This window comes from Paenibacillus yonginensis, assembly GCF_001685395.1.
Lineage (GTDB): Bacteria > Bacillota > Bacilli > Paenibacillales > Paenibacillaceae > Fontibacillus > Fontibacillus yonginensis.
Map to the genome: position 1 here is coordinate 4,408,505 of NZ_CP014167.1, position 18,298 is coordinate 4,426,802.

Consider the following 18,298-nt stretch of genomic DNA (forward strand, 5'->3'; position numbering starts at 1 on the left):
AAGGGGGAATCATTGGATAGTAGGCAAGGCGCCAAAGACCGACCTGGATCTTTGGAAGTTGGCCTTAGGCAGTTTTCTCCATGTATCTTAGAAGTCACTACAAAAATATTACATAATGCCTATAAGAAAAGCAGCGCCAGTGATTTGTCCTTTCGACTATTAAAGGCCAATATGTTACTGACCGGCCCGGTGATGGAGCACTGTTCATAGCCAACTGCTCGATTCTCTAGTTTCCTACTAAACCTATAACCTCTGTAATATCTTGATTCAAAGAGGCCATAGCGGATGTATACGCTGATCTCGCAATAAATTCCTTCGGATAACTCGTAATATTATACAAACTCAAATCATTGGTAGATTGTGTCCATAGTTTAGAACTTATTGTTTTTAGTAAGACCTTCACTTGCTCCCACCTTTCAGGGAAATCTCGGGCGTCTTTTTGTGTAAATAAATATTTATTCAACTGATATATCATACTTTGTAAATTCTTGTTCGTTTCGATAATATTATTAAGTTCATAATGATATTCACTACTATCCATTTTTTTGATTAACATTTCTAGGTACGAATAATAATCAGAACTACTTCCCATTAAATATCCTTGGGAAAATAAATACGCTTCATTGGGTCTATTATACTTCTGGCTTTCTATTGCTAATAGAAATCTATAAGCACTTTGTATACGACTCGAGTAATTAGTAAATATACTAGATTTTTCTTCATTAACTAACTCTTGGGTTGCAGAAGTTTTGTCCAGGTTGTGGTTAGTCAAATAGAATTGTATTAAATTTGAAAAAAGCACAGCTAAAGCTGTAATAACAATACACTTGATTAAAAAATTTTTTTTCAATTGTTCAGCCACCCCTCTATATAAAACATATTTAAATAAAAATAAAGTAAATGGAAACTCACTCCATTTACTTTATTTTATCAATTTTGTATTAATTTGAAAGTGTAACTGAAGCAGTAGCCGCCTTCGACCAGTTTGTTTCTTTGGATGTTACTGTATAGTTGATACCTACACTGGCTGAACTACCCCAAGTCCAGGATGCTGTTCCTGTATATGTCGTTGTCTTGGAAGTCAAATCATAAGTATGGGTATATTTTGCTGCTGTAGTTGTTTGCCCTGTCGTTTTTGCAGATAATTTTGCATAAGCGCTTACTGAAGTTGTATTTTCGGCGTCAAAGTTGTCATAGATATTAAATAGTATTGTTCCTGCATTTCTTTGATCAGCATCAGCCAACCACATATTTGCACCGGATGTTCCATTCGCAACGTAATCAATTTTTTTAGGGTCCCAATTGATGGAGACTACATCATATGAGGCTGGGTAGCTTTCATAAGTGGCATTAACAGGAAGCGTATCTTGTTTTACGACTTGTACCCAAGCATAGTATCTTCCACTATCTTTTGTAATATAATTGGTAAGAACTCTTAGATGTGGTTCAAGTGAGTTAATAGACAGTCCCCCATCACGGCTAAGTTCATTTCCTTCATCATCTAAAATCACGGAATTACTTGACAACACTTCAATGCCTTTGGAATTCAAGAACTGTATAATATCCTGATGAGTGGCGCCTTGATCTGTTATTTGATCAACTTGCCGTAATACTTGGCCAAAATCCTCGTCATCCTGAACTGCATTTGCATCTGCACCAGCAATTCCTGATAAGCTACATAAGACAAAAGAGATGGCTAATAAAAAACAAACTTAATCTTCTTCACCTATATAATCCTCCTTGATATATTTTTGGTATAAAACCAATTATTAGTATAATTCACCATATAAATAAGTAATCCAAAGGATTTTTAAATCTTCGGATGTGCAATGGAAATATTCACTTTTGTTGCTGTTGATTGGACAACGGCCTAAAGAAACACTCAAAGAGCTGGAGCCGGATATTCGTAGCCTTGCCTACCATCCTAGTACAAGTGAACAAGAGGAAGGGGATGAACTGGCCAAGGAAACACTAACCGGCTTGTTGTGTTGAAGTCATTTAGGAAAAGAAAATAGAAATCTTGAAGTAACTGTTATTCCGAATCAGTATAATAAAATCTTTTTTAAACAGAATTGAATATCATTCGATGTACCAAGGAGTGCCCACAAGTATGGAATATAAGCCGCGTTGGTTGAAAATGCTTAAAAGTGGTTTGGATTTGAAATCAAATAATAAATTTATGTATGCAGAACAAAACCACATGAGCTAGCCCATGTGGTTTTGTTCTTCGTCCCTTATTTAAAATCTAAACCTCACAAATCCATATACTTTTCCCGCAGCGTCTGGATGATTGCGCCCATCGTTTGGCCCTTGAAGGCATCTGGAACAGGCTGCCCGCCCGGATGAGCATAGTAGAGGCTTTCCATGCCGTCCTGCTCCTCGGCTGTATAACCCAGTCCGATCAGCTTGCTGCGCAGCTCTTCCGGCAGGCGGGCCAGTCCGGTATGCTCCCTGAAGTAGCCGGTGGGGGAGACCCGCACGTCTACGTCGCCGGGGCCGGTCCATACGAGCACGAGGTCACGGGAGGTGCGGACGATCCACTGGCCTTTGGAATGCAGGGCAATCCGGCACTGCTCCAAACCGGCGATGGCGTCAAGATTGACGCCGAACACGGCATTGATGAGCTTGCGAAGCTCAGGGCCGTTCGTGCGGAGTTCCTCCGGCAGTGTGGCGAGCTGTTTGTCCATGGCAGCGGATGAATCCAGTGGAGCGTGAGTTTGGGTTGACGTCCGTTCCAGCGTTGTCGCTAGCTCAGGGTCAGCGTTCAGGACAGGAACCCGATTAAGCTCAATGCCGAAGACGTCATCCACGATACAGAATAAGTCGGCGCTGCTGATGGCCCCTTTATAGGTCAGCAGCACTTTATCCATCAGCTCCGCTTTGCTCAGCTTGCTGATGGATTCGACGATTTGCTCCTTGGAGAGAGAGGCCTCTTGCTCCAGGCGCAGTGCTTCAGCGGCACGTTCGATTAGTGATTCCGGATAGATGAGCCCGTTTGATGTATCCGTCATGTACACGTTCTCCTCCTGTGTTTGAGTATGTATAATTTCCCTACTTCTTCCGCTCCACATATTCGCTCTTCAAAATACCCATAACAATCATGTCCGCATACCGGCCCTGGATAAAATGTTTTTCTCTCAGCCGGCCTTCTTCCTTAAATCCGCATTTCAAATAACAATGGTAGGCGCGTTGGTTAAAATCAAACACTTCGAGCTGCAGCCTGTGCAGGTTCATCCGGTTAAACGCAAACTCCTGCAAAAGTTTGATCGCCTGGCTTCCATATCCTTTGCCCAAGTGCTCCCGATTGCCAAGGACGATGGCCAGCCCGGCGGACCGGTTTTTCCAGTCCAGCTTGAACAGGTCGATCTGCCCGATGTATTCCTCCGTGTCTTTATGGGCGATGACAAATCCCCGCTGATGAACGTTGTTGTTGTCCAGCATAGCGTTTAGAAACTGCTCCGTTGCCTGCTCGGTATGAGGATACAAAAAAATATCGGACAGGTTGTCTACGATCTCCGGATCGTTAACCCAGTTTCTGATGTAAGGCAGATCGCTGCTCTGATATTCCCGTAAAATAATCGAGTCGCCAAGGATTCTCGGCATAGGGGTCACTTCCTTTGTTTGAGATGCGCGGCATCCGCTTACCACGAAGCACAGGAAACAGATAATCTCATTATAAACTTCAGAGCCGGAGATGTTAATTAAAGGTTTTAGGCCCCACTCGCAAATTATCCGCAGTGTGCTCCCTCTGCGCTAGCCGGAGAAAGCCGGTGGGCCACATAACCGCGGCGGGTCATGCTGCACAGCAGCGAGTTGATATTGTTGTCGTCCTCAGCAGCAAAAGTGGATATTTTTACCGAGAACGGCGAAATTTATATGTGAATTGAAATTCTTAACCACCATCACCTTCTGAGGAGATTCAGGATTCAGGGCCTTCCATGTTGGAGAATCGTATCATTCGGAATTTATCAGAAGTTGAACCCTCTACTCGGGCAGCCTTTGCAAGATATGCTAAATCTCAGGATTTATGCTATGATAGAACATGCAACTATAAAAAAGTTTGTATATATTTATTTGTTAGCATTAAGGAAGTTGTTACCCATCTTATCGGATTCATTTACATCCTCCTAAAGCTCGGGGTAAATAAAGAAGTGTGACATTATGAACTGTTTAAAGGGGGACATCATTTTGGATGCGCAATTTCTGGACTTACTGGCCCAAAAATATGATTCTGAAGAGAAAGTCGTAACTGAAATCATCAACCTTGAAGCGATATCCAATCTCCCCAAGGGAACCGAACATTTCGTCAGTGATTTGCACGGAGAGTTCCAGGCCTTTCAGCATGTGCTTAGAAATGGATCGGGCACTGTAAAGGAGAAAATAAGGGATTTGTTCCGTGAGACATGGACGGAGAAGGAAATCAGCGATTTTGCTGCGCTGGTATATTATCCGGAAGAGAAATTGCAGCTGGTCAAGGGGGATCTCAGCAATAAGCAGTCCTTGAACCAGTGGTATAGACAAACGATCGAACATTTGATCAAGCTGGTTTCTTACGCTTCCTCCAAATACACGAGGTCCAAGCTGCGCAAGGCTTTACCGGAGCAGTTTGTTTACATTATCGAAGAGCTTCTGTACAAGAACGAAACGATTAATAAGGAATCCTATTATGAGGAGATCTACCGGCAGATCATTTCTTTGGGCCAGGCAGACAAACTTATTGTAGGGCTTGCTTATACGACCCAGCGTCTGGTGGTTGACCACCTGCATGTCGTGGGGGATATTTATGACCGCGGGCCCGAGCCGGATCAAATTATGGATACGCTGATCCAGCATCATTCCGTCGATATTCAGTGGGGCAATCATGATGTGCTGTGGATCGGGGCTTATGCCGGTTCCCTGGTTTGCCTTGCGAATATTATCCGCATCTGCGCCAGATACGACAACCTGGATATTATAGAAGACGTATACGGAATCAACCTGCGTCCGCTGCTGAATTTGGCAGAGAAGTATTACGAGGACAATCCGGCTTTTAGACCCAAGCTGCAGGCCGATCACACGCTTTCCGAACAGGAAATCCTGCAGATCACCAAAATCCATCAAGCCATTGCCATGATCCAGTTCAAACTGGAGATTCCGATTATCAAGAGACGGCCGTACTTTAATATGTCTGACAGGCTTCTGCTTGAGAAAGTTGATTATGACCGTAACGAAATTACGCTTGGCGGAAAGACGTATCCTCTGGAAAATACCTGCTTCGCCACCGTAAATCCGCAGCAGCCGGAACAACTGCTGGAGGAAGAACAACAGGTGATGGAGAAACTGCTCTTTTCCGTTCAGCATTCCGAGAAGCTGGCTAGACATATGAAGTTCCTGATGAAGAAAGGCAGCCTGTATTTAAAATATAATGGGAACCTGCTCATACACGGCTGCATTCCTTTGGATGAGGAAGGAAATATGGAAGAAATGCAGATCGAAGACAAAACCTATTCGGGACGCCAGCTGTTGGACGTCTTTGAGTCTCATTTGCGGTATGCCTTCGCGCATCCGGAGGAAACCGATGATCTGTCAACGGACATGGTGTGGTATATCTGGACGGGTGAATGCTCTTCGCTTTTTGGAAAGAGGGAAATGACCACCTTTGAACGGTATTTCATTAAAGACAAAGAAGCCCATAAAGAGAGAAAGAACCCTTATTACCGGTTGCGTGAGCATGAAGAAATCTGCCGGAACATTCTGCTCGAATTCGACCTTGATCCTGATCATGGCCATATCATTAACGGCCATACGCCTGTTAAGGAGATTCGCGGAGAAGATCCGATTAAAGCAAACGGCAAGATGATCGTCATTGACGGCGGTTTCTCCAAAGCTTATCAATCCACAACCGGGATCGCCGGATACACCTTGTTATATAATTCCTTTGGCATGCAGCTTGTAGCCCATCAGAAATTCAATTCCAAAGAGGATGTGCTTTGCAACGGCACGGATGTCTTGTCCGTCAAAAGATTGGTGGATAAGGAACTGGAGAGGAAAAAGGTCAGGGAGACCAATGTTGGTGAGAAATTGCTGCGTAAAATCTCAAATTTGAAGGATCTATTGGAGTATCGCTATATGCATTGATTTAATGGATGAAATGGAATGGAAAGATGAGTTAATAAAGCCGAAAAGCCGCCTTGGGCGGCTTTTTCTAATGGGATTCGCGGACCAGGTCCGCTAACCGCCGTATTTATTCCTGTATCCTTGCAGGCCCCGTCCCCATTCATACCCTGTCCTCAGAAGATGTTTGAGGTTTTTCTTCTGCACCACATAATAGGGAACCAGCTCTGCGCCCCAAGGCGCTTTGGACTTGGAGACTGAAGGGATATTTGCGCCGGCAAAGTCGAAATAAGCAAAGCCGTCCCGCGACAAATCCTCAAAGGCGTAGCTTTGGGACAGCTGGACCACTCCGCTCGTGATATGCTCGCTTTTGCTTCCAGCCACCCAGCCCTGAGCCAGTCCGGATTCCCAGGCCAGAACAACACTTGCGCTAACCGCCTTCCCGTTCGGCGCATAACAAACATAACAACGGAGAACCTTGTCGCCAAGCAAGCTCCGGGCAAGCTCCAGATCCTCGACGGTAAGCTGATGGCTGAAGCCCTTGCGCTCCTCCGTTCCCTGCAGGCAGTCCAGGATATCGGCCATGTTTACGGATTTCTCCGTACGGTACCCCATAGCGGCTGCTTTCCTAATCTTCCCCCGAATTTCGGAGCTGGCTTCTTCCAGCTTAAAGGGCAGCTTCAAATAATAAGTGTACTTCATCCAAACGTGAAAGCCGCTCCAAATAAAAGGACGCATATCCGTTATTCCGGGCGGAAACACAATACCGGCTGAACCCATATGGGCTTCCAGCTCGGGAATCAGCAGCTTTGCCGTTTCGTGCCAGCGGCTGCTTAGCTTATGAGACTTCGACGCCGCGCCAGGATAAAAGGTAATCGGATGGTAAGCATTCAGCGGCGGTAGAAACCACTTTCCTCTTTTCCCCTCAAAAAATAATCCCTCGCCATAATAATCCGAATCTTCGTTCTGGAATCTCCGAATGACGTACCGGCAGCCCCATTTGAACCGGTTAAATTCAGCCCAGCCGGACAGGTCCGTTCCTGCTGAGCTGCAAGCTCCTTCGTTTATTCCGCTCATTTCAATAATGGCTCCTTGTTCTCGAATATTTGCTTTCCTTGGCCTAAAGTCATGCTTGTCTGCCTACAAGATATGTGCCGTGCCGCTTTTTTATGCCGTTTCATAGGGTAGAAGGAACCTTTTCTTTGGCAGTTTCTTGACAGTAGGGAGAATAGAACCGGTGCGGGCGCGGCAAACTAGGATATTGCTTTTTGCTTGCTTACTATGACCGCCTGCCCCGTCAGCCGGGCGCATTCAGCGAGACTTAGCCGAATGGAGGAATGGCCCATGAAGAGGAATCTATTTAAGGGTTTTACCCTGGTGCTTTTTATTCTTTCAGTAATTTTAGGTTGGCCGGCATCGAAATCCGATTCAGAGCCCGTGCTGAAGGTAAGCTCCACGTCCATGCGCATGAATGTGAAGGACTACGGCGTCAAAGGCGACGGACTGACCGACGATACGGCGGCGCTTCAGAAGGTTCTCAGGCTGGCTGCAGGAGGCGGCCGAACGTTATATTTTCCGAAAGGCACTTACTTGGTAGACAGCACTAAAGATTTGATCATTCCGGGAGGAACCCTGGTTACCGGCGATGGGGCGGGTACAGTGTTAAAAGCCAGTTCCCGGACTTTCGGCTGGGAGCTGCTGCGGGCAGCGGGTTCGGATATTACGGTCAGCGGAATGACACTCGACGGGAACAGACAAGTCAACCGGGTGATGGTTGTGGGAGGGGGAAGCCAGCGTGTTACTTTGTCCGGTCTGACGGTTGCCAATGCCTCTCAGAACAGGGACCCTGGTGGTGAAGGGTACGGCGAGGTGGTGTGCGGAATCCTTATATACGGCAATACCAGGCAGGTAACCGTCAGTGGAGTTGAAGTCAAGAATATTAGGGCGATCAACGCCCGCAGCGGCGATCCTGTGGCAAGGGGCATTTACGTGACTACAACCTGGGGTTCTCAGGAGACAGTGGCTAAATCTATTACGATCCAGGGGTCCCATATTCACGACATCGGTCCGGCTGACGACGGCGATGGCATCTACTTTGAAGATCCCGGCATGGACAGCGGCCGCGGGCAGGACTCGTCTAGTGTGATTGCCGGCAATCAGTTGGATCATATCGCCAAACGCGGCATTAAAATATACGCCCAGGGCATTAAGGTACAGGGCAATCATATAACGAACTCCTATCTTGGAAATAACGTCTTTCAAGGCGGTTCTGATAAAGGCCGGACGGCGCCGGATATGTATTCGGCAATCAGCGTGTACGGCAGCAATAATATCGTGGATGGCAACGCCATTGACGGTATCGGCAGCTTTTATGCAGCAATAGAGGTTACGGCAGGGGAGCCCGTCAGCCATATCACCATTACCAACAACAGCATCTCTATGGGGGCGCAGAGCCAAATCAAAGGCACAACGGCGATTCGGCTGGGAAGCCTTTCGGATTTTAGCATAAGCGGCAATGCGATAACAGGCGGAGAAAGAGGGATCTGGACCTGGCAGAACGCCTCAAACGGAGTCATCAGCGGCAATACGATTGTGGTGAAGCAGGGAGGCGGCATTGACTTGTCCACCTATTTGCCGGGATATGTGCAGCAGAATATCCGGGTGATTAACAATAAAATTACGGCAGGTACCTTTACGATCCGCCAGGCAGCGAGCAATCGGAATGTGGCCATTCAGTAAAACGGCACTATATAGGTCTATTGACCTAGAATAGCTGCCGTTTTTTTTTAATAGAATCTGAGGAATACAAGTTTTGGAAGCGGTCCTGAGACCTTCCGATACGGAAGAATGGATGGATGATATGCTGCTGAATCAGGGTTTTTTTCGTCATATCGATCGACTTTGAACTGTATTGGGGACTGAGAGACATCATGCCGCCGGACAAGTATAAGCGAGAGCTGCTGCGGGAAAGAGAGGCCATCCCCCGGGTGCTGAAATTGTTCCGGGAGCAGGGCATTCATGCCACCTGGGCAACCGTCGGCCTGCTGTTCCTCCGTCATAGGGAAGAGCTGACTCCGTATTTGCCGTCAAGGCTGCCTGATTATACCGATCCTGCACGGTCTCCCTATCCGGCTTTATTAAGCCAAATGGTAGGAGAGGATGAGGCGCAGGACCCCTCCCACTATGCTTCCTCCCTGATCCGGATGATTGCGGAGACGCCTTATCAGCGTATCGGGACGCATACGTTCTCCCATTATTACTGCAAGGAAGCCGGACAAGCCGCCGCTGATTTTGCGGCCGATCTGCAGGCTGCCGTCCGGGTGGCCGAGCGGGATGGGGTTGCGCTGGAGAGTCTGGTTTTCCCGCGGAACCAGCTAAGGGAGGACTATCTTGGGGAGCTGCGCAAGGCGGGGATCCGCTCCTTCAGGGGCAACCCGGATCATCCGCTGTACCGGGAGGGCTACAGCCCCCATGACCGGCTGCCCAAACGGCTGCTGCGCCTGCTTGATGCCTATCTCAATCTATCCGGCTACCACACTTACGTCCCTGGAAATGAATTTCTGAATCCAAAGGATTGCGGCAGGGAGGGGGATAGGCTTCCGCTTAATCTACCGGCTAGTCAATTCTTGCGCTCCTATGACCGAAGCTTGCGCCTGCTTGAGCCGCTACGGCTGCAAAGGATTCGGAAGGCCATGACCTACGCGGCCAAACACCGCAGGATCTATCATCTCTGGTGGCACCCCTATAATTTGGCGGACCGTGAAGGCCGGAGCTTTAAGCTGCTAGAGCGGATAGTTGCCCATTATAAACACCTGGAGCAAACCTATGGGATGAGAAGTGCAGGCATGGAAGAACTGTGCGATTGGATTATGGGACAAGAGGAGGAAAGCAAGTGAACGGTGTTTTTCTGGGAAAAGCCGTCAGCAGGCATTACGTGGCTTTTGTGGTTACAATTGTGCTCTGCGTTGGCTGCACGTATCTGCTAAACCTGCTGATTAAGCCAAGCTATCAGGCTGAGGCCAGTCTGGTTGCCAACATAGGATCTACAACGAATTCCGGAACCTACAATGAATTCCTGGCCAGCCAGATGCTGACCAAAACGTATGAGAAGGCGATCCAAAGCCGTTACATCGCAGACGAGGTGATCAGCAGGCTGGGCCTTAAACAAACCGCCTATGAACTGCTCAAAACGATTAATGTCCGCACCGATCCCGGGACGCTGGTGATCATGCTGTATGCCAAAGCCGACGATCCCAAGCAGGCCGTGGAAGTGGCCAATGCGTTTGCCGATTCGTTTATCGCCGATTCCAAACAGATCGTCCAGAACGCCAATGTCACGTTACTGGACAAGGCAGATCTGCAGCAAGCCTCTATCCCGGTCAGCCCGAAAAAGACATTTAACCTTGCGTTGTCAGTGTTAATCGGACTTTTTGCCGGTCTGAGCGTGACGGTATGGCTGGAGAAACGCCAGCTGTCCCGCAAGAAGGCGAGGCTCCGCAAGATCGGCGTAGAGCTGCCGGAGTTGTCCGCCTGATGGATCGTCTGATCCATGCATGTGGCGGAATCGTGTGACGGACTCATGTCATACGAGGGATTCTTTTGGAATTATGGCTCGAGGAGGGGTCAGGAATGATTTATTACGGTATCGCCGGCTGCGGTCATATTGCGGCTAAACATATCGAAGCTATCCGGCGCACGGAAGGCGCCGTGTTAACCGCCATATGCGATCCCGATGCGAAGCGGCTTCATGAGGCTGCAGGCCGAACAGGAGCCGCTGCTTACGCCACCCTGGGGGATATGCTGGCCCAGGAAAAAAAGCTGGATGCCGTCTGCATCTGTACGCCCAGTGGCCTTCATGCCGAAATGGCCGTCATGGCGGCGCGCGCCGGCAGACATGTAGTGATTGAGAAGCCGCTGGCGCTGACCGTGGAGGACGGCGAGTGGATCGCGAAGGCGGTTCGCCAAAGCGGAGTGAAAGCGGCGGTTGTGCATCCGAACCGGTATCGTCCCGCGGTCAGGGAACTCAAAGCCGCCTTGGATCGCGGGTTGTTCGGCCGTCTCGGACACGTCAGCGCCGTGGTTAGGTGGAACCGGGATCAGGCGTATTACGATCAGGCAGCCTGGAGGGGCACCAAAGCCATGGACGGCGGCGTGCTGATGAACCAGGCGATTCACAGCCTGGATCTGCTGCTGTGGCTGTTCGGAGATGTGCGGCAGGTCAGCGCGATGGCGGAAACCCGGCTCCGCCGCATGGAAGCGGAGGATACGGCGCTGGCGCTGCTTCGCTTCGAGAGCGGCGTATTGGGCACAGTTGAAGCCTCAACGACCGTCTACGCCGGCAATCTGGAGGAGTCGATCAGCGTGTTCGGGGAAGACGGCTACGGGGTAATCGGCGGGAAGACGGCAAGCTGGATTCGCCACTGGCGCTGCAGCTCCATGAGTGAGGAAGAAGCGGCGGCGCTCATCCGGCTGATCGAAGCCGAGCCTTACGGCATCCCCGGCCATGAACAGATAATCCGGGACATGACGGCTGCGATCCAGGAGGACCGGGAGCCGTCCGTAACGGTTGAGGATGGACTGCGCTCAGTACGGCTGGTTCTGGATATTCTGGGGGCTGCCAAAAGCTAGGCGCCGAATTGGAAGTTATACAGAATTCACTTTAGTTGTTCAAAATGGGGGATAACGATGGTGCGGGAATCGGTCGAACAAGAGCGGCACAAAGAAACGCTGCTCGCCAAATTCAGGAACAAAACGGCGGTCATAGGCGTCATCGGGCTTGGTTATGTAGGGCTGCCTCTGGCTGTGGAGAAAGCCAAAGCAGGCTTTCGCGTTATCGGCTTTGACGTCCAGGCCGCCAAAATTGACATGGTCAACCAGGGAATGAACTATATCGGGGATATCGTGGATGACGATTTAAGGGAGATGGTGGCCGCGGGGCAGCTGCGGGCGACGGCGGACTACGGTTTTATCGCCGAGGTCGATGCGGTGGCGATCTGCGTGCCAACCCCGCTGGATAGTTATCAGCAGCCGGATACGAGCTATGTGGAGAACTCGGCGGCCGAAGCGGCCCGCTACCTCCATCCCGGCATGCTGGTTGTGCTGGAGAGCACCACTTATCCCGGAACCACCGAAGAGCTGGTCAAACCGGCGCTCGAGCAGTCCGGCCTGGTGTGCGGCGAAGACTTTTTCCTAGCCTATTCGCCGGAAAGGGTAGACCCCGGCAACCGGTTGTTTAACACCAAGAACACGCCCAAAGTGGTCGGCGGCGTGACTCCCGCCTGCTCAGAGGTCGCCGCGGCGCTGTACCGGGCGGTTTTGGAAGGCAGCGTGCACGTAGTCTCCAGCCCTTCCGTAGCTGAAATGGAGAAAATCTATGAAAATACTTTCCGCCATATCAACATCGCTTTGGCCAACGAGATGGCGCTGTTATGCAGCCGGATGGGAATCAATGTGTGGGAAGTGATCGAGGCGGCGAAGACGAAACCTTATGGCTTTATGGCTTTCTACCCCGGCCCGGGGCTCGGCGGGCACTGCATCCCGGTCGATCCGTTTTACCTGACCTGGAAAGCCCGCAAATACAGCTTTCATACCCGGCTGATCGAGCTGGCAGGCGAAATCAATCAGACCATGCCGGAGTTTGTGGTGCAGCGGATCGCCGAAATTCTGAACGAGCAGAGAAAGCCGCTGCACGGATCAATCGTTCATGTGCTTGGCGTGGCTTATAAAAAGGACATTGATGATTACCGGGAATCTCCGGCGCTTCACATTATCGGTCTGCTTGAAGCCAGAGGGGCTAGGGTCCGAGTCAGCGACACCCATATCCCGAGCTTCCATAGGGGAGGGACGTTTTACGAATGCGTGCGGGTAACGGAGGAGCTGCTGGCAGAAGCTGACCTTGCCGTCCTTACAACCGACCATTCCGGCTTTGATTACGACATGCTTGCAGACAGCAGAACGCCGTTGTTCGACACCCGCAACGCCCTCCGCGGCAAAAGGAAGCCGGAGCACTACTATTTGCTGTAACAAGAGTTCAAAATGCTGAGCAAAGGAGCGGGCGCTATGGGGGATTATTTTGCGCATCCGACAGCGGTGATCGATGACGGCGCCGAAATCGGCGAAGGGACAAAGATATGGCATTACAGCCACATCTCCGCCCGGGCGGTGATCGGACGAGGCTGCAGCCTGGGGCAAAACGTGTATGTGGCGGATCGGGTTATGATCGGCAGCGGCGTCAAAATTCAGAATAATGTATCCGTCTATGAAGGAGTAGAGCTGGAGGACGACGTGTTCTGCGGTCCCAGCATGGTATTTACGAATGTGCGGACACCGCGGTCTGCTTTTCCCCGGAACACAAGCAAGGACTATCACCGGACACTCGTCAAAAAAGGGGCTGCCATCGGGGCTAACGCCACCGTGGTGTGCGGCGTCACAATCGGCGAATGGGCGTTTGTCGCCGCCGGAGCGGTCGTGACCCGCGATGTTCCGGCTTACGCCTGCGTCGCCGGTGTTCCGGCCAGGCGGATCGGATGGACCTGCCAATGTGGAGGCCGGTTAAAGTTCGAGCTTGCGGCCGCGTGCTGTCCGGACTGCGGAAGACAGTACGTAAGGGAAGACGGCTGTATCGTCAAATTAAGGGAGGAATAACGATGGAAACTCGGCGGATGAGCCGTGAACGGATTCCGGTGCTTGATCTGAGCCGTGAGGTCCGGGAACTGAAGCCCCGGATTCTGCAGGCGGTCGAGGGTGTTTTGGACAAAGGCGTTTTTATTATGGGCGAGCAGGTAAAACGGCTGGAGCAGGAGTGCGCCGCCGAACTGGACGCCGCTTATGCAGTTGCACTGAACTCGGGCACGGACGCGCTGATGATTGCGCTGCTGGCAGCCGGGATCGGACCGGGAGACGAGGTGATTACGACCCCGTTTACGTTCTTTGCCACTGCCGAAGCGATCAGCCGGGCAGGAGCAGAGCCGGTATTCGTGGATGTGGATCCGGATACCTTTAACCTGGATCTGGTCCAGCTGGAGCGGGCTATCACGCCGCGGACAAAAGCAGTCATTCCCGTGCATCTGTTTGGACAAACGGCCGACATGAAGGGACTTATGGAGATTGCGGAAGCCTGCGGGCTGCTGGTAATTGAAGATGCCGCGCAGGCATTTGGAGCTGAGCATCTGGGCCGAAAGGCCGGCACGATCGGCCATATGGGCTGTTTCTCTTTCTTCCCTTCCAAGAACCTTGGCGCGTACGGGGACGGAGGCCTGCTGGTCACGAACGATGCAGATCTGGCGGAGAAAGCCCGGATGCTGCGGGCTCACGGCTCGCGGATCAAATATTACAACGAAATGATTGGCTTCAATTCCAGGCTGGACGAGATGCAAGCGGCCATTCTCCGGGTTAAGCTGCCATATACCGCGGAATGGAACGAACGCCGCCGCCGGGCTGCTTCCCTGTATAACAAATTGCTCGGCGATATTCCCGAGCTGCAATGCCCGGCTGAAGCAATCGGTATGAAGCATGTATACCACCAATATACGCTGCGGGTGAAGAAGGGCCGGAGAGACGGTCTGCAGGCCGCCTTGGAGGAGGCCGGCATCAGCACCGCCGTTTATTACCCGGTTCCTGTACACCGGCTGCCGGTCTACGCTGCGCTGAAGATGTCTCTGCCTGTTGCCGAGCAGTTGGCGAATGAAGTGCTGTCGCTGCCGATCGGCCCTTATTTGGATACGGAAACGCAGCTGTTTATTGCCGGAAATATTGCGGAATATTTCCGTTAACCCCCTATGGCTGACCGTGCGAAAGTCCGTATGACCAGCCGGCGGAGCGCCCGAGAGATCGTCCGCGGGAGTACCCGGAGGATCGCCGGAATAACGGCGACCCTGACCGGGAGACGTAAGAGCACTCGCCTAACCGCCTGCCTGAAAAGGCTGCCGATTGACCGATTTATCCGGAATGTCGCCGTGCTGGCCGGGGGCACGCTGCTTAGCCAGATTTTGATCTTTGCCGCACTGCCGCTGCTTACCCGGCTTTATACACCCGAAGAATACGGCACCTTCTCGATGTATGTGTCCATGATTGGCATGCTTTTGATGCTTGTATCCTTTGCGTACGAATATGCGATTACGCTGCCGGAGGATGACCGGACAGCCTCGGAAATCGTCCGGTTGTGCCTGCTGATTTGCGTTGCCGTAAGCCTTCTGGTGTTCGCCGCCATGGCAGTGCTTCGGCGGCCGCTCGGCCGCTGGCTGAATGAACCGGATCTGCCGAATTATTTCGTGCTGTTTGCGGTAAGCCTGCTGGCCTCCGGCTTCTACCAGATCTTAAGCACCTGGGCTGTGCGCAAACAGTATTTTCGCCGGCTCTCCCGTACCAAATACACGCAGAGCATCGGCCAGATCGGCGGCCAGCTTGCGTTTAGCCTGCTCCACCCGGGCCCGGTGGGACTGATCGCCGGAGATATTGCGGGCCGTTCGGGAGGGCTGCTGCCGCTTTGGCGCCAGTGGCGCAGGGACCATGCCGCCTCACAGGGGACAGAACAGGAGGTTTCTCAGGCTGGCGGCCTGACACCCGGCCGGTTAGCCGGGCAAACGGCTGATTCACAAGCGGCTTTGACGGACTCCGGGACTGCGGCGTTCATGGTGTTCATGCAAAGGCGTTTAGGCTGGAGCCGCCTCAAAGAGGTGGCCTGGCGGTATCGCCGTTTCCCCCAATTGTCGCTGGCCTCCAATGTACTGAACAGCATAGGAATTTATCTGCCAACCGTGCTGCTGGCCGCTTTCTATGGGACATCGGCTGCGGGCCTGTTCGCGCTGGGCCAGCGTATTCTCGGCGCGCCGATGACGCTGCTGGTCAGCGCCGTCCGCAGCGTTTATCTGGCGGAATCGTCGGCATACATGCAGACGGATCCATCCAGACTGGTGCCGCTCTTCAGACGGACGGTGCTCCAGATGCTCGCTGCCGGGGCGGCGATCCTCATTTTGTTTGTGGGAATAGCTCCGTTTGTGTTTGCTCCTTTATTCGGAGAGGAATGGAGCGGTTCTGCCGGTTATATCCGGCTGATGTCGGTCATGTACCTGGGCCAGTTCGTCGCCAATGCGGTCGGAACAACCATTGATGTGATGGAACGCCAGGATCTGCACCTGCTGCGCGAGATCATCCGGACGGTTATGATCCTCGGAGCCATTCTGGGGGCCCGTTACAGCGGGCAGGATGCAGGCACAGCTGTACTTCTGTTCAGCGCCGCTTCTACGGCCGGTTATATCCTGCATTTGGTTTTGTCCTGGTGGTCGATCCGCAAATACGGAGTCCTGAAGGCTGGGCCGAAATCCGATGAGAGTCTTCCCGGTCCGGCCGAAGGCTTGCAGGGCGGCGGGGATTAAGAGAATCGGAGAACCCTGTAAGGAGGTTATATTGCCTATGCTGATGCTGATCCTGCGTTCCCCCCGGCAGCGTAAGCCGGAGAGAGCATATATCTATGAGGTGCTGCTGGGCGAGTTCCTCGGCCTGCCTTACAGGGTGGAGTACGAAGACCGCAGCAGCATTGAAATCACGGTTCAGGAGGACCGTGGGAGGGGCAGTGGGCACGGAGGCGGAGAAGCCGGTGACGTCACGTTGTTGTCTCGTAGGCTGTCGGCACAGGGCGCCTGGAATGATGGAGGGGAAGTGAACGGGAGCGTAAACGGAAGTGTGCTGGAGCTGGCCGACGTGCTGTTTCAAATGCCGGAGGGAGACTGGCTGACCCCGCGTTCGCTGCCGCGGCTTCCGCTGGTTCACTGGGATGCCGGCCGGGCGGCCGGACTGGGACTCGAACTTCCCTCCGGTCTGCTGAACACGCGGGGAATTCCCGTTCTGTACGGATTGGGGCCAAACGCGGCGTTCAGCTCTAGCGATAAGGAGGGGCAGCGCTCCCGCCCAAGCCGCTTATATCTGGAGCGTACACCCAAGGGGCTGTGGTGCGGGATCGATTTGTTCGGGGGCAGCTTCTTTATGCTGACGAGATACGAGGAGCTGGCCGATCCTTCGGGCCGCGACCGGCATGACCGGGCGACTGCGGCCGGTTCCATAGCGGCGAGAGCCGGATTCTTGAACCGGCCGATCGTAAATGAATACGCCGAGCTGCTGTGGGCGGGGCTCTGCTGCCTCTGGCCCGGCCTGCAGCGCCGGAAGCGCCGGCTGAGGCTTACGGTCAGCCATGACGTGGATGTCCCTTATCTCGCGCTGCGCCGCAGCGGAGGAAGCCTGCTGAAAGAAAGCCTGGCCGATTTGCTCCGGCGCAGGAGCCTGGAGCCGGCCTTGCGTAAGGCCCGGACGCTGCTGCACCGCGCCGGCGATTATAGGGCAGACCCGTTTAATCGCTTTGCCTGGCTGATGTCGCTGAGCGAAATGGCGGGTGTCCAGAGTTCTTTCTACTTCATTACAGAAGAGACGGCTCCCGGGCTTGACGGCAATTACACGATGGCAGACCCGGAAATCCGTGGTCTGCTGCGGGAAATTCACCTTCGGGGCCACCGGATCGGGCTGCATCCGGGGTATCAAACCTACTTGCATCCAGAGCGGATTACCCGGCAGTTCGGTCTTCTTCGCGAGGCGGCCGAAGCTGTGGGCATCCGTCAGGACGTATGGGGCGGGCGCCAGCATTACCTGCGCTGGAGAGCGCCGGACACCTGGCAGCACTGGGAAGCAGCGGGGCTCGATTATGACAGCACCTTGAGTTATGCGGACCAGGCGGGTTTCCGCTGCGGCACCTGCTACGAATACCCCGTGTTTAATCTCCGTACCCGGCAGATGCTCCGTCTCCGGGAGCGCCCTTTAATCGTGATGGACCAATCGATTCTGCATCCCGATTACATGGGACTTTACGGAAAAGCGGCTGTTCAAGCCATGCGTCATTATTTTGAACAGTGTGCGGCTTACGCAGGGGAATTTACCTTGCTGTGGCACAACAGTCAGCTGGTGCGGCGGGCTGACCGGCGGCTGTACCGGGACTGCCTGAGCTGGTTTCAACAAGGCGCCGAGAGTCCCGGGAGCCCCAACAGCCCCGACAGTCCGGACAGTTCCAGGAGCTCCGATAGCACGGAGAGTAAGCGGCGGGCTTATGCCCATCGGTTCAAAGATACCGAAGAGATTCAGCATAACCAAGACGATAAGTCTAATTCGGACAGCCTGGCGGTTCCGATCGGATTTGCCGGCAGGAGATCGAGGAGGTGAAGGG

The 18,298-nt window shown here is 52.5% G+C and carries 16 protein-coding genes; 11 read left to right on the forward strand and 5 right to left on the reverse strand.

Features of this window, described 5'->3' with window-relative positions:
- Positions 1-226: 226 nt before the first annotated feature.
- Together AWM70_RS20055 and AWM70_RS23320 are read right to left on the reverse strand one after the other, a co-directional pair.
- The gene (locus AWM70_RS20055) at positions 227-850 is read right to left on the reverse strand and encodes a hypothetical protein (RefSeq protein ID WP_068699401.1); all 624 of its coding nucleotides are present in this window, start codon (positions 848-850) and stop codon (positions 227-229) included.
- Between the two features lie 91 nt (positions 851-941).
- Positions 942-1,550 (reverse strand): hypothetical protein, encoded by a 609-nt coding sequence (locus AWM70_RS23320; RefSeq protein WP_151208780.1) that lies wholly within the window; start codon positions 1,548-1,550, stop codon positions 942-944.
- Positions 1,551-1,824: 274 nt separating this feature from the next.
- Between AWM70_RS23320 and AWM70_RS24365 the strand changes: the two genes are divergently transcribed.
- Positions 1,825-1,992 carry a hypothetical protein gene (locus AWM70_RS24365; RefSeq protein ID WP_169823477.1) on the forward strand — a complete coding sequence of 56 codons (168 nt, stop codon included), beginning with the start codon at positions 1,825-1,827 and terminating at the stop codon, positions 1,990-1,992.
- 260 nt (positions 1,993-2,252) lie between these two features.
- On the opposite strand, the gene AWM70_RS20060 is transcribed toward AWM70_RS24365, so the two are convergent.
- The gene (locus AWM70_RS20060; protein WP_083180446.1) at positions 2,253-3,011 is read right to left on the reverse strand and encodes a hypothetical protein; all 759 of its coding nucleotides are present in this window, start codon (positions 3,009-3,011) and stop codon (positions 2,253-2,255) included.
- A gap of 40 nt (positions 3,012-3,051) precedes the next feature.
- A complete protein-coding gene (locus AWM70_RS20065; RefSeq protein ID WP_068699403.1) occupies positions 3,052-3,603 on the reverse strand; it encodes a GNAT family N-acetyltransferase in 552 nt (183 codons plus the stop codon).
- Positions 3,604-4,161: 558 nt separating this feature from the next.
- Between AWM70_RS20065 and AWM70_RS20070 the strand changes: the two genes are divergently transcribed.
- Positions 4,162-6,117, forward strand: a complete 1,956-nt coding sequence (locus tag AWM70_RS20070) for a fructose-1,6-bisphosphatase (protein ID WP_099093115.1) — start codon at positions 4,162-4,164, stop codon at positions 6,115-6,117.
- Between the two features lie 93 nt (positions 6,118-6,210).
- Here AWM70_RS20070 and AWM70_RS20075 read toward each other — a convergent pair whose 3' ends face one another.
- On the reverse strand, positions 6,211-7,170 hold the full coding sequence (locus tag AWM70_RS20075) for a GNAT family N-acetyltransferase (RefSeq protein WP_068699407.1): 960 nt from the start codon (positions 7,168-7,170) through the stop codon (positions 6,211-6,213).
- Between the two features lie 267 nt (positions 7,171-7,437).
- Here AWM70_RS20075 and AWM70_RS20080 point away from each other — a divergent pair, with 267 nt between their 5' ends.
- The 9 genes from AWM70_RS20080 (at position 7,438) to AWM70_RS20120 (ending at position 18,294) form a co-directional block, all read left to right on the forward strand.
- Positions 7,438-8,832, forward strand: a complete 1,395-nt coding sequence (locus AWM70_RS20080) for a glycosyl hydrolase family 28-related protein (protein WP_068699409.1) — start codon at positions 7,438-7,440, stop codon at positions 8,830-8,832.
- 191 nt (positions 8,833-9,023) lie between these two features.
- Positions 9,024-9,989, forward strand: a complete 966-nt coding sequence (locus tag AWM70_RS20085) for a polysaccharide deacetylase family protein (protein WP_083180448.1) — start codon at positions 9,024-9,026, stop codon at positions 9,987-9,989.
- Positions 9,986-10,627, forward strand: coding sequence for a YveK family protein (locus tag AWM70_RS20090; protein ID WP_068699415.1), 642 nt, complete (start codon positions 9,986-9,988; stop codon positions 10,625-10,627). The genes AWM70_RS20085 and AWM70_RS20090 overlap by 4 nt, the downstream gene beginning before the upstream one ends.
- A 95-nt stretch (positions 10,628-10,722) precedes the next feature.
- Positions 10,723-11,721: a Gfo/Idh/MocA family protein gene (locus tag AWM70_RS20095; RefSeq protein ID WP_068699417.1), complete on the forward strand. Its 999-nt coding sequence runs from the start codon at positions 10,723-10,725 to the stop codon at positions 11,719-11,721.
- Between the two features lie 57 nt (positions 11,722-11,778).
- On the forward strand, positions 11,779-13,116 hold the full coding sequence (locus AWM70_RS20100) for a nucleotide sugar dehydrogenase (protein WP_068699419.1): 1,338 nt from the start codon (positions 11,779-11,781) through the stop codon (positions 13,114-13,116).
- A gap of 36 nt (positions 13,117-13,152) precedes the next feature.
- Positions 13,153-13,737, forward strand: a complete 585-nt coding sequence (locus tag AWM70_RS20105) for an acyltransferase (protein ID WP_068699421.1) — start codon at positions 13,153-13,155, stop codon at positions 13,735-13,737.
- A gap of 2 nt (positions 13,738-13,739) precedes the next feature.
- Complete coding sequence (locus AWM70_RS20110) at positions 13,740-14,864, forward strand: DegT/DnrJ/EryC1/StrS family aminotransferase (RefSeq protein ID WP_237167762.1); 1,125 nt, start codon at positions 13,740-13,742, stop codon at positions 14,862-14,864.
- A 6-nt stretch (positions 14,865-14,870) separates the two neighbouring features.
- Entirely contained in the window at positions 14,871-16,466 is a 1,596-nt protein-coding gene (locus AWM70_RS20115; protein ID WP_068699423.1) for a lipopolysaccharide biosynthesis protein, read from the forward strand.
- A 37-nt stretch (positions 16,467-16,503) separates the two neighbouring features.
- On the forward strand, positions 16,504-18,294 hold the full coding sequence (locus AWM70_RS20120; RefSeq protein ID WP_068699425.1) for a polysaccharide deacetylase family protein: 1,791 nt from the start codon (positions 16,504-16,506) through the stop codon (positions 18,292-18,294).
- The last annotated feature ends 4 nt before the right edge of the window (positions 18,295-18,298 follow it).